This window comes from Pseudomonas taiwanensis DSM 21245 (assembly GCF_000425785.1).
Lineage (GTDB): Bacteria > Pseudomonadota > Gammaproteobacteria > Pseudomonadales > Pseudomonadaceae > Aquipseudomonas > Aquipseudomonas taiwanensis.
Genome location: NZ_AUEC01000010.1, coordinates 137,665 through 153,068, shown reverse-complemented (window position 1 = coordinate 153,068; position 15,404 = coordinate 137,665). Strand labels below are relative to the sequence as shown.

15 protein-coding genes are annotated in these 15,404 nt (G+C 58.8%); 2 read left to right on the top strand and 13 right to left on the bottom strand.

Annotated elements, in window-relative coordinates; all coding sequences use genetic code 11:
* Positions 1–7: 7 nt before the first annotated feature.
* Positions 8–784, bottom strand: a complete 777-nt coding sequence (locus tag H620_RS0102235) for an ABC transporter substrate-binding protein (protein ID WP_023383105.1) — start codon at positions 782–784, stop codon at positions 8–10.
* Positions 785–1,290: 506 nt separating this feature from the next.
* Positions 1,291–1,926, bottom strand: coding sequence for a LysE family translocator (locus H620_RS0102230; protein ID WP_023383106.1), 636 nt, complete (start codon positions 1,924–1,926; stop codon positions 1,291–1,293).
* 301 nt (positions 1,927–2,227) lie between these two features.
* Here H620_RS0102230 and H620_RS0102225 point away from each other — a divergent pair, with 301 nt between their 5' ends.
* Positions 2,228–3,823 carry an MFS transporter gene (locus H620_RS0102225; protein ID WP_023383107.1) on the top strand — a complete coding sequence of 532 codons (1,596 nt, stop codon included), beginning with the start codon at positions 2,228–2,230 and terminating at the stop codon, positions 3,821–3,823.
* Positions 3,824–3,853: 30 nt separating this feature from the next.
* Complete coding sequence (locus H620_RS0102220; protein ID WP_049818687.1) at positions 3,854–4,309, top strand: DoxX family protein; 456 nt, start codon at positions 3,854–3,856, stop codon at positions 4,307–4,309.
* Between the two features lie 110 nt (positions 4,310–4,419).
* Here the strand turns inward: H620_RS0102220 and glmS are convergent, their stop codons facing one another.
* The 11 genes from glmS to atpB all read right to left on the bottom strand — a co-directional run bounded on the left by glmS (position 4,420) and on the right by atpB (position 15,403).
* Positions 4,420–6,255 (bottom strand): glutamine--fructose-6-phosphate transaminase (isomerizing), encoded by a 1,836-nt coding sequence (gene glmS / locus H620_RS0102215; RefSeq protein WP_023383128.1) that lies wholly within the window; start codon positions 6,253–6,255, stop codon positions 4,420–4,422.
* A gap of 2 nt (positions 6,256–6,257) precedes the next feature.
* The gene (locus H620_RS0102210; protein ID WP_027906652.1) at positions 6,258–7,034 is read right to left on the bottom strand and encodes a DeoR/GlpR family DNA-binding transcription regulator; all 777 of its coding nucleotides are present in this window, start codon (positions 7,032–7,034) and stop codon (positions 6,258–6,260) included.
* Between the two features lie 191 nt (positions 7,035–7,225).
* On the bottom strand, positions 7,226–8,593 hold the full coding sequence (gene glmU / locus H620_RS0102205; protein ID WP_023383130.1) for a bifunctional UDP-N-acetylglucosamine diphosphorylase/glucosamine-1-phosphate N-acetyltransferase GlmU: 1,368 nt from the start codon (positions 8,591–8,593) through the stop codon (positions 7,226–7,228).
* A gap of 113 nt (positions 8,594–8,706) precedes the next feature.
* Positions 8,707–9,132, bottom strand: a complete 426-nt coding sequence (locus H620_RS0102200; protein ID WP_023383131.1) for a F0F1 ATP synthase subunit epsilon — start codon at positions 9,130–9,132, stop codon at positions 8,707–8,709.
* A 44-nt stretch (positions 9,133–9,176) separates the two neighbouring features.
* Positions 9,177–10,553, bottom strand: coding sequence for a F0F1 ATP synthase subunit beta (atpD, locus tag H620_RS0102195; RefSeq protein WP_023383132.1), 1,377 nt, complete (start codon positions 10,551–10,553; stop codon positions 9,177–9,179).
* A 27-nt stretch (positions 10,554–10,580) separates the two neighbouring features.
* Entirely contained in the window at positions 10,581–11,441 is an 861-nt protein-coding gene (atpG, locus tag H620_RS0102190) for a F0F1 ATP synthase subunit gamma (protein WP_023383133.1), read from the bottom strand.
* Between the two features lie 48 nt (positions 11,442–11,489).
* Positions 11,490–13,034, bottom strand: coding sequence for a F0F1 ATP synthase subunit alpha (atpA, locus tag H620_RS0102185; protein ID WP_023383134.1), 1,545 nt, complete (start codon positions 13,032–13,034; stop codon positions 11,490–11,492).
* A 21-nt stretch (positions 13,035–13,055) separates the two neighbouring features.
* Positions 13,056–13,592 carry a F0F1 ATP synthase subunit delta gene (locus tag H620_RS0102180; protein ID WP_023383135.1) on the bottom strand — a complete coding sequence of 179 codons (537 nt, stop codon included), beginning with the start codon at positions 13,590–13,592 and terminating at the stop codon, positions 13,056–13,058.
* Between the two features lie 12 nt (positions 13,593–13,604).
* Positions 13,605–14,075, bottom strand: a complete 471-nt coding sequence (locus tag H620_RS0102175; protein ID WP_023383136.1) for a F0F1 ATP synthase subunit B — start codon at positions 14,073–14,075, stop codon at positions 13,605–13,607.
* 57 nt (positions 14,076–14,132) lie between these two features.
* Complete coding sequence (gene atpE / locus H620_RS0102170; protein WP_003097235.1) at positions 14,133–14,390, bottom strand: F0F1 ATP synthase subunit C; 258 nt, start codon at positions 14,388–14,390, stop codon at positions 14,133–14,135.
* Between the two features lie 143 nt (positions 14,391–14,533).
* On the bottom strand, positions 14,534–15,403 hold the full coding sequence (gene atpB, locus H620_RS0102165) for a F0F1 ATP synthase subunit A (protein ID WP_023383137.1): 870 nt from the start codon (positions 15,401–15,403) through the stop codon (positions 14,534–14,536).
* Position 15,404: the final 1 nt, after the last annotated feature.

Here is a 15,404-nt window from a genome sequence, read left to right as displayed (position 1 = left end):
CCAGCAGTCACTTGCCGTAGATATCGAACGCGAAGTACTTTGCCTGCACTTGCTGGTACTTGCCGTTGGCACGTACCGCGTCGATCGCAGCATTTATGCGCGCAGCGTTCTCGCTGTCGCCCTTGCGAACCGCAATACCAGCCCCTTTGCCGAAGTACCTTGGGTCGTTGAAGTCCGGCCCGACCAAGGCGAAGCCCTTGCTTATGGGGGTTTTGATAAACCCTTCACTGGTATTGATGATGTCGGCCAAGGTAGCGTCCAGCCGACCGGCCACCAGGTCGAGGAAGGCTTCGTTTTGTGAGGCATAACGCACCACTTCGATGCCAGCGGGTTCAAACTGGTCGGAGGCAAAGCGATCGTAGGTAGACGCGCGCTGTACACCGACCTTCTTGCCCTTGAGGTCAACCAATGGATCATTCACCACGCTGCCAGCTTTCATCGCCAGCTTGCCTGGGGTCTGGTAATACTTCTTGGTGAAATCCACTGACTTCAGACGGTCTTCAGTGATGGACATCGACGACAGCACCGCGTCGATCTTGCGTACTTTCAGCGATGGAATCAGCCCATCGAATTCCTGCTCGACCCACTCGCATTTGACCTTCATTTCGGCACACAAGGCGTTGCCGATGTCGTAGTCGAACCCGCTGATCTGGCCTTCAGGGGTTTTGAAGGCGAAGGGCGGATAAGCCGCTTCGATACCAATACGCAGGGTGTCTTCGCTGGCGGAAGCGATGCTGGTGGAGGCGTAGAGCGCCAGTGCTCCGAGAAGTACGATCTTGTTCATCTTATTGACTCCTGACTGGGGCGAGGTGGTTGTCGACGCAGGGCTTCACCCCTGCTCCTGACAGTTCTTTTCCCGCACCGAGTGGCAAGCTTTTCAGCGCCAAGTCCTAGAGCCTGCGTGCAGCCCTGACGTGAAAGCCTACCCGCTCACGGGACCGGTTTCGGCAGCATTTATGACACGTTTATTTTCATAAATCTACAATGCAGAAATATTTGTGTCAGATTCAGAATGACACTAAACCCATAGAAAAGGCTCTATTTAGCTGGTTTTGGGGATTTGACCGGACGTTTCGAGAAGGGGGAAATTTGAAGTACCGCGCGCTAAAGTGCTTGAAGAAGGATTTCCTCCGCGATACACAGTTTCACAGGATCGGTTCGTGAAAAAAAAACATTCACTGTTGGGCGGCTGGGTGCGCAAGTTCCATGACAAGGGTGGCTTGGTTGATGGCGCCAGCGTGTCTGGCGCTCAGATACCCCTCTCTCCCCTCCAGGGATGATGACCGAGATTCAGGCTACCTTGGCCTGAACGGTGAACAGGCTCGCCCCCAGCGCCACGAACGAGGCGCCGAACAGCCGATTCATCAGCCTCGCACGGTTCGGCGCAGCAAGCTTGCTGCGCAGCACCTGGGCCAAGGTCACATAGAAGGCATGGGAGATCATCGAGCAGGCCGCGAAGGTCAGCACGAGAATGCCCAACTGCACGTTCGAATCATTACCCGGGCGGATGAACTGCGGCAGGAACGCTGCGAAGAACAAAATCGCCTTGGGATTGGTCAGCGCCACGGTCACACCGTTGAGCATCAGTCTGTTGAGGGGGGTAGCGCGCCTGGCCGGCTGATCGAGTTTATCGAAGGCACTGGTGCGGCTCTTCCACTGCTTCACGCCCAGGTAGATCAGATAGCTTGCACCGAGCACCTTCAGCAGCAGGAAGGCCGTGGCCGACGCCTGCAGTAGCACGCCCAGTCCCGCACTGGTGGCGGCCGAGATCACCAGCAAGCCCAAGGCGTTTCCGACCGAACCCAGCATGGCCCGTCGCGGCCCAAAGGCCACCGAATTGGACAGCGCCATGATCACGCCGGGACCTGGGGTCAGGGTGACCAGCATGGCGACGACGACAAAGCCGAACCAATCGTGAAGTGACATCCTTGTACATCTCCTGGGGATTGACTGGCGGACTGTAACAGATAGTCGCCCTGCTCTCGCATGAATGCCTGCGGCAGGGCGGGCGTCTCCCACTGGCTGATGAGCTCAGTTTGTCCCACTCAGCGAGACACTTATTCCTGCCGAAGCGGGTTTTTCAACCCAGGCATTGACAGTAGATTCCTCTCATCGCAAACCTCGAAGCCTGCGTACTGGGCTGCGCATGCTTTCTCGCACTGCCAGGCTTCGTTACCAAGCACCGGGAATCACCTGGACCCGATAACACCTAAAGGGCAGCAACGGAATGAACACATCGACTGCAAGCGCTTGGAGCCCCCTGCGCAACACCACCTTCCGCATGTTGTGGATCGCAACGATTGCTTCCAACATCGGTACCTGGATGCATGAGGTCGGCGCCGGATGGTTGATGACGACCCTTTCCGCCAACCCGCTCCACGTGGCATTGATCCAAGTGGCCGGCTCGCTACCAATGTTCTTCCTGGCGCTACCCGCCGGTGCCGCCGCTGACATCGTCGATAAACGTCGCTACCTGCTGCTCGTGCAGCTGTGGATGTCTGCAGTAGCGGTAACACTCGCTGGCCTTACCTTGCTGGGGCTGATGAACATTCCTTTGCTGCTGATGCTCACCCTCGCCTTGGGCATCGGTACGGCCTTGATGATGCCGGCGTGGAGTGCACTGACGCCTGAGCTCGTCAGCAAGGACGACCTGCCCAATGCGGTGGCGATCTCCAGTGTCGGGATCAACGTATCGCGCGCGATAGGCCCAGCGTTAGCAGGCGTTGTCGTGAGCCTGGTCGGCCCGTGGCTGACATTCGCCCTCAACGCCATTTCATTCGCGGGTGTCATCCTGGTGCTGTTCACATGGAAACGTGAGATCAAGGAGCCACTGCTTCCAGCAGAACGTTTCATGGGTGCCATGCGTACTGGTTTGCGCTTCGCTCGCAGTTCCAAACCCCTTCAAGCAGTGCTGATTCGTGCACTGGCATTCTTCTTGTTCGCGAGTGCCGGTACCTCGCTGCTGCCGCTGATCGTCCGCGGTGAAATGCAAGGTACCGCCGCTGACTTCGGCATGCTTCTCGCCGCCATCGGTATTGGCGCAGTGGGTGGGGCTACCCTGCTGCCTCGCCTGCGCGAACGCATCAGCAGAGATCGACTGGTGATGATCGCCAGCCTTCTCTATGCGCTTTTCCTGCTGGTTTTGGCTTTGGTGCGAAATTTCTATGTGCTGATGCCCGCCATGCTGTTGAGCGGTGCGGCCTGGATCGCGGTGCTCTCGAACATGCAGGTCGCTGCGCAAACATCGGTCCCAGCGTGGGTCAGAGCCCGTGCGCTGTCGGTTTATATCCTGGTCTTCTTCGGGGCCATGGCCAGCGGAGGCTTTTTGTGGGGCTCCGTGGCGAGCCATGCCTCGATCACCCTGAGCTTGCTGGTGGCTTCTGGCGGGTTGGCGCTAGGCACGATTCTCACATGCAACGTTACGCTTCCCGAGACCGAAGCCGACGAACTCGCGCCCTCACTGCACTGGCCAACCCCTCTGATCAACGCTGAGATGGATCAAGAACGCGGACCGGTAATGGTGACGGTCGAATACCACATCGACCCTGCGAAGGCCGAGGCGTTCTCCGAGGCTGCCCGCGACCTGGAGGCAATGCGCAAGCGTAACGGCGCGTTGTCTTGGGGATTGATGCAAGACAGTGCCGAACCCGCACTGTGGCAGGAGTTCTTCTTCGAGGAATCGTGGCTTGAACACTTGCGCCATCACCACCGCGTCACACGGGGTGAGCTGAAAATCGAGGCCCGCGTGCGGAAGTTTCAAACCGAAGATGTTCCCGTGCGTATCCGCCACCTTCTGGCTGAATCACATACACATCACCGCTAAAGCGCGGACGTCGCAAGAGGACCTTTGAAAATGACTCCAACTGAAATCCGCCAGGGGCCCGCGGGCCTGGCAAAAATCTCATTGCCGCTTGGCCTGCTGTTTCTACGCGTATCTGCCGCTCTGTTGCTTCTTCAGATCCACGGTCTGCCGAAGCTTCTTCACTGGAGCAGCGAGCTGCAACAGATCGAGGATCCGTTCGGTCTGGGGGCAACCCTGACACTCTCGATGGCGGTGTTTGCGGAAGTGGTTTGCCCGATCTTGTTGATCCTGGGCGTTTTCGCGCGCCTCGCTTGCCTGCCAGTGCTGGCCGTGCTCGGAGTTGCGCTGGTGGTAGTCCACCCCGACTGGACGTTGGAACAAGCGCAATTCGCGTGGCTGTTCACCATCCTGTTTGCAGGCTTGGCCATCACTGGTCCGGGCGCCTGGGCCATCAGGCCTGACGTACGAAGGAGAGGGACTCATCAGGCTGAGTTTGCAGAGAAATAAGCCTGAGCCGACGAAGGGAGCCGGGACGGCTCCCTTCCTCTGCGACAGTCCTTATTGTCTAGCGACAGTTTTTATTCTCAAGAATCAATCAATCCACTGGACGGTGAGACTTATTCCACAGTAACCGATTTAGCCAGGTTACGAGGTTGGTCCACATCAGTCCCCTTCAGCACTGCCACATAGTACGAAAGCAGTTGCAGCGGAATGGTGTACAGAATCGGTGCCAGGGCATCGGCGATGTGCGGCACCTTGATCACGTGGGTACCTTCACCGTTGCTCATGCCGGCTTGCTCGTCGGCAAATACCACCAGCTCGCCGCCACGGGCACGCACTTCCTGCAGATTGGACTTGAGCTTCTCCAGCAGCTCGTTGTTCGGCGCCACAGTCACCACAGGCATATCGCTGTCTACCAACGCCAGCGGGCCATGCTTGAGTTCACCTGCAGGGTAGGCTTCAGCATGGATGTAGGAAATCTCCTTGAGCTTGAGCGCACCTTCCATTGCCACCGGATACTGGGCACCGCGGCCCAGGAACAGAGTGTGGTGCTTGTCAGCGAACAACTCGGCAATCTTCTCAACGGTACCGTCCATAGCCAGTGCCTCACCAAGGCGTGCCGGCAAGCGGCGCAGCTCTTCGACCAACTCTGCTTCTATGCCGGCCTCGAGGGTTCCGCGGACCTGGCCAAGCGCCAGGGTCAGCAGCATCAGCGATACCAACTGGGTGGTGAAGGCCTTGGTCGACGCCACACCAATCTCTGGACCTGCGAGGGTCAGCAGGGTCAGGTCGGATTCACGCACCAGGGAGCTGATGCCGACGTTGCAGATCGCCAGGCTACCGAGGAAGCCAAGCTCCTTGGCATTGCGCAGCGCGGCCAAGGTGTCTGCGGTTTCGCCAGACTGGGAGATAGAAACGAACAGCGTATCCGGCTGAACCACCACTTTGCGGTAGCGGAACTCGCTGGCCACTTCCACCTGGCACGGAATACCGGCCAGGCTCTCGAGCCAGTAACGGGCAACCATACCGGCATGGTAGCTGGTGCCGCAGGCAACGATCTGCACATTGCGCACCTTGGCGAACAGCTCGGCAGCCTGCGGGCCGAAGGCCTGGACCATGACATGATCCTTGCCCAGGCGACCTTCGAGGGTGCGCTGAACGACGGTCGGCTGCTCGTGGATTTCCTTGAGCATGAAGTGACGGTACGTGCCCTTGTCCGCAGCTTCCGCACCTTCGTGGTACTGCACGGTCTCACGCTGAACCCGGTGACCGGCCTGGTCCCAGATCTGTACCTGGTCGCGGCGGATTTCAGCGATGTCCCCCTCCTCCAGGTACATGAAGCGGTCGGTGACCTGGCGCAAGGCCAGTTGGTCGGAGGCGAGGAAGTTCTCACCATGTCCCAGGCCAATCACCAGCGGGCTACCGCTGCGCGCCGCGACCAGGCGATCAGGCTGATGCGCGCTGACAAGCGCCAAACCATAGGCACCCTGCAGGCGCTTGACCGCCGTCTTCAGCGCGTCGGCCAGGTCCGGAGTAGACTTCAGGGTGTGGTGGATCAGATGGACGATGACTTCGGTATCGGTCTGGGACGCAAACAGGTAGCCCAGCCCCTTGAGCTCCTCGCGCAGCTCCTCGTGGTTCTCGATGATGCCGTTGTGCACTACGGCAACCTCATTGCCGGAGAAGTGCGGGTGGGCATTGCCTTCGGTTGGCGCGCCGTGGGTCGCCCAGCGGGTGTGAGCGATGCCCAACTGGCCTACCAGCGGCTCGGCTGCAACGGCAGCCTGCAACTCGCTCACCTTACCGATACGGCGACGGCGTTCGAGCTGCCCCTGTTGGGTGTAGACAGCAAGGCCGGCACTGTCGTACCCGCGGTACTCAAGGCGCTTCAGGCCCTCGATGAGGATGGCAGTGATGTTGCGTTCGGCTACGGCACCGACGATTCCACACATGATTATTGCTCCTGGCTGATCGCGGCGCAGATCAGGTTGATGCCGCGGGCTTGAATCTGTTCGCGTGCCGATGCGGGCAGGCGCTCATCTGTAATAAGGGTGGTCACGCTGCTCCACGGCAGCTCAAGGTTGGGGATCTTGCGCCCGACCTTGTCCGACTCGACCATGACGATCACTTCCCGGGCCACTTCGGCCATCACTCGGCTAAGGCCCAGCAACTCGTTGAACGTTGTGGTCCCACGATTGAGGTCGATGCCATCAGCGCCGATGAACAGCTGGTCGAAATCGTAAGAGCGTAGTACCTGCTCGGCGACCTGGCCCTGGAACGACTCGGAATGTGGGTCCCAGGTACCACCGGTCATCAACAGCACCGGCTCGTGTTCCAATTCGCTGATGGCGCGGGCCACATTGAGCGAGTTGGTCATCACCACCAGACCGGGTTGTCGACCAAGCTCGGGGATCATGGCTGCGGTGGTGCTGCCGCTGTCGATGATGATGCGCGCGTGCTCACGGATACGACCTACGGCGGCGCGGGCAATGGCTTTCTTGTAGGCAGAAACCGGCTGCACGGACTCGCCCAGCATTTCCTGCGGCACTGGCACCGCCCCCCCATAACGGCGCAGCAACAGCCCATTGGCCTCCAGCGCGGCAAGGTCTTTGCGAATGGTCACTTCCGACGTTTCGAAGCGCTTTGCCAAGGCATCAACGCTGACCTCACCCTGCTCGCTGAGCAAGGCCAGGATGTTGTGACGGCGTTGAGGGGTATTTCGTTTCGACATGGGCGCTTAAGTTTCGATTCGAAAGATAATGGTTGCAATCAAAACCTAAGAACATTCGTTCGTCAAGGCCCGTTATCGGAAAAGCGCTCTGTGGATAACGAGTAAGCGCTGACTTGCCGGCGTTGACGGAGCCCCAAAAAAAAGCCGACTTATTCACATAAGTCGGCTTTCGATCCAACGGCTGTGGATAATCAGTCTTTCTTGATCTTCTCCGGCCGTTTCCAGCCATCGATATTGCGTTGGCGCGCGCGTGCCACAGCCAATTGCCCAGCCTCTACGGTTTGCGTGATCGTGGAACCTGCAGCGGTGGTGGCGCCAGCCTTGATCTCAACAGGGGCTACCAGCGAGTTGTTCGACCCGATGAACACATCTTCGCCCATCACGGTCTTGAACTTGTTGGCACCGTCGTAGTTGCAGGTAATGGTGCCTGCGCCAATGTTCGTACGAGCGCCGATTTCAGCATCGCCGAGGTAGGTGAGGTGACCGGCCTTGGCACCTTCGCCCAGGTGCGCATTCTTCAGTTCAACGAAGTTACCCACATGGGCCTTGGCCTCGAGCACGCTGCCCGGACGCAAGCGAGCGAACGGGCCGGCATCGCTGCCCTCACCCATTACCGCGCCTTCCAGATGGCTGTTGGCCTTGACCACCACTCCCTTGCGCAGCGTACTGTTCTTGATGACGCAGTTGGGGCCAATCTCTACGTTGTCCTCGATGATGACCTTGCCTTCGAGAATCACGTTGACGTCGATCATAACGTCGCGCCCCACGGTCACTTCGCCACGCACGTCGAAACGCGCAGGGTCACGCAGGGTCACGCCCTGGGCCATCAGGCGACGCCCCTCACGCAGCTGGTAATGGCGCTCCAGTTCAGACAGCTGGCGCCGATCGTTGGCGCCCTGCACTTCCATCGGGTCGTGCGGCTGCTCGGTCGCTACCACCAGGCCATCGGCGACCGCCATGGCGATAACATCAGTCAGGTAATACTCACCCTGAGCGTTGTTGTTCGACAGACGGCCCAACCAATCCGCCAGACGTGCAGCCGGTACGGCCAGAATTCCGGTGTTGCCTTCCTTGATCGCCTTCTGAGCTTCGTTGGCATCCTTGTGCTCGACGATCGCCGCTACCTGGCCCCGTTCGTCACGCACGATACGGCCATAGCCGGTCGGATCGTCCAGCGTCACGGTAAGCAGTCCCAGCTGTTGCTCGCTCACTTTGGCCAGAAGGCGTTGCAGCGTTTCCACTTCGATCAGTGGAACATCGCCGTACAGCACGAGCACAGTATCCGCACTCAGGGCAGGCAGCGCTTGGGCAACCGCATGGCCGGTGCCCAGTTGCTTGTCCTGCATGACGAAATTCAGATCGTCGGCAGCCAGGCGCTCACGCACCAGCTCGGCACCATGCCCTATCACCACATGAATACCTTGCGGCTTGAGCTGGCGCGCGCTGTGGATAACATGACCAAGCATGGAATTGCCGGCCACGGGGTGCAGGACCTTGGGCAGCGCCGAGCGCATGCGGGTGCCTTGGCCGGCGGCGAGAATAACGATATCGAGTGACATTGACTGGCTACCAATCCTGGGCGGTCAGTGGCATGACCGGTATTGAGGGGTGAAAAAAGAAAAAGGGTAGCCGATGGCTACCCTTTTTCTCAATCTGCATGAACCCAGCGGTATTAGCCGCCGAACTTCTTGCGGATCTGCTGGACGGTGCGCAGCTGAGCTGCGGCCTCGGCCAGACGTGCGGATGCGGCACTGTAGTCGAAATCCGCGCCTTTCTCATGCAGGGCCTTCTCAGCTGCCTTGACGGCATCCTGAGCGGAGGCTTCGTCCAGGTCGGCGGCACGTTGCACGGTGTCGGCGAGTACCTTGACCATGTTCGGCTGCACTTCGAGGAAGCCACCGGAGATGTAGAACACCTCGCGCTCGCCACCCTGCTTGGTCAGCGTGATCGGACCTGGCTTGAGATTGGTGATCAGCGGTGCGTGGCCTGGAGCGATACCCAGATCGCCCAGGTTGCCGTGCGCTACTACCATCTCGACCAGACCGGAGAAGATTTCTCCTTCCGCGCTGACGATATCGCAATGGACTGTCATAGCCATCTGCTTGCCTCAACCTGATTAGCGCCCCTTGCGGGGCGCCGGGATTACAGTTTCTTGGCTTTCTCGATCGCTTCGTCGATGCTGCCGACCATGTAGAACGCTTGTTCTGGCAGGTGGTCGTAGTCGCCTTTGAGGATACCGCTGAAACCAGCGATGGTGTCCTTCAGGGAAACGTACTTGCCTGGCGAGCCGGTGAAGACCTCGGCCACGAAGAACGGCTGCGACAGGAAGCGCTGGATCTTACGAGCGCGGGCTACCAGTTGCTTGTCGGCTTCGGACAGTTCGTCCATACCCAGGATCGCGATGATGTCCTTCAGCTCTTTGTAGCGCTGCAGAACATACTGAACCTGACGAGCGGTTTCGTAGTGCTCGTTGCCGATCACGTTCGGGTCCAGCTGACGGGAAGTCGAGTCCAGCGGATCGACCGCTGGGTAGATACCCAGGGAGGCGATGTCACGGGACAGAACGACGGTGGCGTCCAAGTGGGCGAAGGTGGTGGCTGGCGACGGGTCGGTCAAGTCGTCCGCAGGTACGTATACGGCCTGGATCGAGGTGATCGAACCTTCTTTGGTCGAAGTAATACGCTCTTGCAGAACGCCCATCTCTTCGGCCAGGGTCGGCTGGTAACCTACTGCAGAAGGCATACGGCCCAGCAGTGCGGATACTTCGGTACCGGCCAGGGTGTAACGATAGATGTTGTCGACGAACAGCAGAACGTCGTTACCTTCGTCACGGAACTTCTCAGCCATGGTCAGGCCGGTCAGTGCAACGCGCAGACGGTTTCCTGGTGGCTCGTTCATCTGACCGTAGACCAGCGCTACTTTGTCGAGAACGTTGGAGTCCTTCATCTCGTGGTAGAAGTCGTTACCCTCACGAGTACGCTCACCCACACCGGCGAACACGGAGTAACCGCTGTGCTCGATGGCGATGTTACGGATCAGTTCCATCATGTTAACGGTCTTGCCGACGCCGGCACCACCGAACAGGCCAACCTTACCACCCTTGGCGAACGGGCAAACCAGGTCGATAACCTTGATGCCGGTTTCCAGCAGGTCGTTGCCGCCCGCCTGGTCAGCGAACGAAGGGGCTTTCTGGTGAATGCCACGACGCTCTTCTTCGCCGATCGGGCCAGCTTCGTCGATCGGGTTGCCCAGAACGTCCATGATACGGCCCAGAGTGGCCTTACCAACTGGAACGGAAATGGCAGCGCCGGTGTCGACGACATCCAGACCACGCTTCAGGCCTTCGGTCGAGCCCATCGCAATGGTACGAACCACGCCGTCGCCCAGCTGCTGCTGAACTTCCAGGGTGGTTTCCGCGCCTTGTACTTTCAGCGCGTTGTAAACACTCGGCACGACGTCACGTGGGAATTCCACGTCGATGACGGCGCCGATGATTTGAACGATACGTCCGCTACTCATAGCTGGATCCTCTGAATATTTGAACCGTTAAACCGCGGCAGCGCCGCCGACGATTTCCGAGATCTCCTGGGTGATCGCAGCCTGACGCGCCTTGTTGTAGATCAGCTGGAGTTCGCTGATCAGGTCACCGGCGTTGTCTGTGGCGTTCTTCATGGCGATCATCCGGGCCGCTTGTTCAGCAGCGTTGTTCTCGACCACCGCCTGGTACACCTGCGACTCCACGTAACGCACCATCAAGCCGTCCAGCAGCTCTTTTGCGTCGGGTTCGTACAGGTAGTCCCAGTGATGCTTGAGATCCTGATCCGGGGTTGCCACCAACGGTACCAATTGCTCGACCGTCGGTTTTTGGGTCATGGTGTTGATGAACTTGTTCGAAACCACCGAGAGGCGATCGATACGGCCGTCCAGGTAGGCGTCCAGCATCACTTTGACGGAGCCGATCAGGTCGTTGATCGATGGCTCTTCGCCCAAGTGGCTGATCGCAGCTACGACATTGCCACCAAAGATGCGGAAGAAAGTCGCACCCTTGCTACCAATCACGCACAGGTCGATTTCAACGCCCTGTTCGCGGTTTTCGTTCATGTCCTTGACCAGGGCCTTGAACAGGTTGGTGTTCAAGCCACCGCACAGACCACGGTCACTGCTCACCACGATATAACCGGCGCGCTTTACGGGGCGCTCGATCATGAACGGGTGGCGATATTCCGGGTTGGCGTTGGCCAGATGACCGATCACCTGGCGGATACGCTCCGCGTAAGGACGGCTAGCAGCCATGCGCAGTTGTGCCTTGCGCATTTTGCTGACCGCCACTTTCTCCATGGCGCTGGTAATTTTTTGCGTGCTTTTGATGCTCGCAATCTTACTGCGAATCTCTTTTGCGCCTGCCATGTATCACCTATCAGGTTAGCAAGCGGGGGCTACAGCCCCCGCTGCGGCTTACCAGGTCTGGGTGGCCTTGAACTTCTCGATACCAGCTTTCATGCCAGCGTCGATTTCGTCGTTGAAGTCACCCTTCACGTTGATCTTCGCCATCAGATCGGCGTGATCACGGTTGAAGTAGGCAATCAGCGCTTGCTCGAAGCTGCCGACCTTGGAGACTTCTACGTCAGTCAGGAAACCACGCTCAGCGGCGTACAGCGACAGAGCCATGTCCGCGATGGACATCGGCGCGTACTGCTTCTGCTTCATCAGCTCGGTGACGCGCTGACCATGCTCCAGCTGCTTGCGGGTCGCTTCGTCCAGATCGGAAGCGAACTGGGCGAATGCAGCCAGTTCACGGTACTGAGCCAGAGCGGTACGGATACCACCGGACAGCTTCTTGATGATCTTGGTCTGAGCGGCACCACCTACACGGGATACCGAAACACCGGCGTTAACTGCGGGACGGATGCCCGAGTTGAACATGGCCGATTCCAGGAAGATCTGACCGTCGGTGATGGAAATCACGTTGGTCGGAACGAACGCGGAAACGTCGCCAGCCTGGGTTTCAATGATCGGCAGAGCGGTCAGGGAACCGGTTTTGCCAGTCACAGCACCGTTGGTGAACTTCTCGACGTACTCTTCCGAAACGCGCGATGCACGCTCCAGCAGACGGGAGTGGAGATAGAACACGTCGCCTGGGTACGCTTCACGTCCTGGCGGACGGCGCAGCAGCAGGGAGATCTGACGGTAGGCAACGGCCTGCTTGGACAGGTCATCGTAAACGATCAGCGCGTCTTCACCGCGGTCACGGAAGTATTCGCCCATGGTGCAGCCGGCGTAAGGTGCCAGGAACTGCAGTGCGGCGGATTCCGAGGCGCTGGCGGCAACGACGATGGTGTTGGCCAGGGCGCCGGCTTCTTCCAGCTTGCGAACGACGTTGGCGATGGTCGACTGCTTCTGACCAACGGCGACGTAGACGCAGAAGATACCGCTGTTCTTCTGGTTGATGATCGCGTCGACCGCCATGGCGGTCTTACCGATCTGACGGTCACCGATGATCAGCTCGCGCTGGCCACGGCCAACCGGGATCATGGCGTCGACCGACTTGTAGCCAGTCTGTACAGGCTGGTCTACCGATTTACGCCAGATAACGCCCGGCGCAACCTTTTCGACTGCGTCGGTTTCGGTAGTGGTCAGAGGACCTTTGCCATCGATCGGGTTACCCAGCGCGTCGACGACGCGGCCCAGCAGGCCTTTGCCGACTGGAACTTCCAGGATGCGACCGGTGCACTTGGCGCTCATGCCCTCGGCGAGGGAGGTGTACGCACCCAGTACCACTGCACCTACGGAGTCTTGCTCCAGGTTCAGTGCCATACCGTATACGCCGCCCGGGAACTCGATCATTTCGCCGTACATAGCGTCGGCCAGACCGTGGATCCGTACGATACCGTCAGAAACGGATACGACGGTACCTTCGTTGCGGGCTTGGGAGCCGACATCGAGTTTCTCGATGCGACCCTTGATGATTTCACTAATTTCGGAAGGATTGAGTTGCTGCATTGCTCTGCTGCCCCTTCAAACTCAAGATTTCAATGCTTCGGCCAGTTTCGCGATCTTGCCGCGAACCGAGCCATCGATTACCAGGTCGCCGGCGCGGATGACGACGCCGCCGATCAGGCTGGCATCCTCCGACGCGTGCAGGCGCACTTCCCGGCTGAGCCGTGCACTGAGAACCTTGGCGAGTTTGTCTTGCTGTTCTTGGTTCAACGCAAAAGCACTGGTGACTTCCACGTCCACGGATTTCTCTTGCTCGGCCTTGTACAGGTCGAACAGAGCGGAAATCTCCGGCAGAAGCAGGAGACGGTCGTTTTCCGCGGCAACATGAATGAAATTCTGTGCCTGTGCATCGAACTTGTCACCGCACACTTCAATGAATGCGGCGGCCTTTTCTGCGCTTGTCAGTCGCGGGGCCTTGAGCAGGCGCTGCATGGTGTCGTCTTCCGACACCGCAGCAGCCAGGCCGAGCATGGCTGACCAATTGGCCAGTTGCTGATGGGCCTGGGCATGCTCAAAGGCAGCCTTAGCGTAAGGTCGGGCCAACGTGGTCAGTTCTGCCATGATCGCCCTCGCTTAAATTTCAGCGGCCAGTTTGTTAACCAGCTCTGCATGCGCGTTTTGATCGATTGTGGCGCCAAGGATCTTTTCAGCACCGCCGACAGCCAGGGCACCCACTTGGGCACGCAGGGCGTCTTTGACGCTGTTCAGTTCCTGTTCGATCTCGGCTTGAGCCTGAGCCTTCACACGGTCAGCTTCGACGCGAGCCTGTTCACGGGCTTCCTCGACAAGCTGAGCAGCGCGTTTCTTGCTTTGCTCAATGATTTCAGCTGCCTGTGCCTTCGCTTCACGCAGTTGCTGACCCGCTTTCTCTTGGGCCAGCTCCAGGTCGCGAGCTGCGCGGTTGGCAGCGTCCAAGCCGTCGGCAATCTTCTTTTGGCGCTCTTGCAGGGCAGTGATGACCGGAGGCCATACGTACTTCATGCAGAAGAGTACAAAAATCAGAAAAGCAACGGATTGGCCAATCAGGGTTGCATTAATGTTCACGCCAACACCTCGCTCGGTCTTTGTCCATCACACCAATCAACTCGTGGGAACGAGTGATTAGCCGGCGATCTGACCAACGAAGGGGTTCGCGAAGGTGAAGAACAGAGCGATACCAACACCGATCATGGTTACGGCGTCGAGCAGACCGGCAACGATGAACATTTTCACCTGCAGCATCGGAACCATCTCAGGCTGACGAGCAGCGCCTTCCAGGAACTTGCCGCCCAGCAGGCCGAAACCAATGGCGGTACCCAGAGCACCCAGGCCGATCAGCAGAGCAACAGCGATAGCGGTCAGACCAACTACAGTTTCCATCTTTCCTCCCGACTTTTACGTCGTATTGGTTAGGTTTTTAGTTTGAAGCAGTAAAACAAATCGTTTGGTACAGCTGCCCTTGCGGACTTTTAGAGCCCTCCCCCCAAACGAGCGGGGAAGGCTATCAGACACGCCAGGCGGTCTTAATGGTTATCTTCGTGAGCCATCGACAGGTAGACGATGGTAAGCATCATGAAGATGAAGGCTTGCAGGGTGATGATCAGGATGTGGAACACAGCCCACGCCCACTGCAGCACCACACCCAGGCCGCTGAGCCACAGGATGCCGGCGCCGAACATCACGGCGATCAGGATGAACACCAGCTCGCCGGCGTACATGTTGCCGAACAGACGCAGTGCCAGCGAGATCGGCTTGGCAATCAGGGTGACGAATTCCAGCAGGAAGTTCACAGGGATCAGCAGGATCTGAACGAAGATGTTCTTGCTGCCGAACGGGTGCAGGGTCAGCTCACCGATGAAGCCGCCCAGGCCCTTGACCTTGATGCTGTAGAAGATGATCAGGGCGAACACGCAGAAGGCCATGGCCAGGGTCGCGTTCGGGTCGGTGGTCGAAACCGCGCGGAACGGGATGTGCGGATCACCGGAGATCAGGATGGCCAGCTGAGGAATCCAGTCGACCGGAACCAGGTCGATGGCGTTCATCAGGAATACCCAGACGAAGATGGTCAGCGCCAGCGGGGCGATCACTGGGCTACGGCCGTGGAAGGAGTCCTTCACGCTGCCGTTGACGAAGTCGACCAGCACTTCGACGAAGTTCTGCAGGCCGCCGGGTTGGCCGGAGGTCGCCTTCTTCGCCGCCATGCGGAAGATGAACAGGAAGATCAGACCTAGTGCAACGGACCAGCCCAGGGTGTCCAGGTGGAACGCCCAGAAGCCCATCGCTTTGGCTTCTGCAGCCGAATGGGCGAAGCCCCAGCTGCCGTCTGGTAGTTGACCGTAGGTCAGGTTCTGCAAGTGGTGCTGGATATAGCCCGAAGCGGTTTCTGCTGCCATG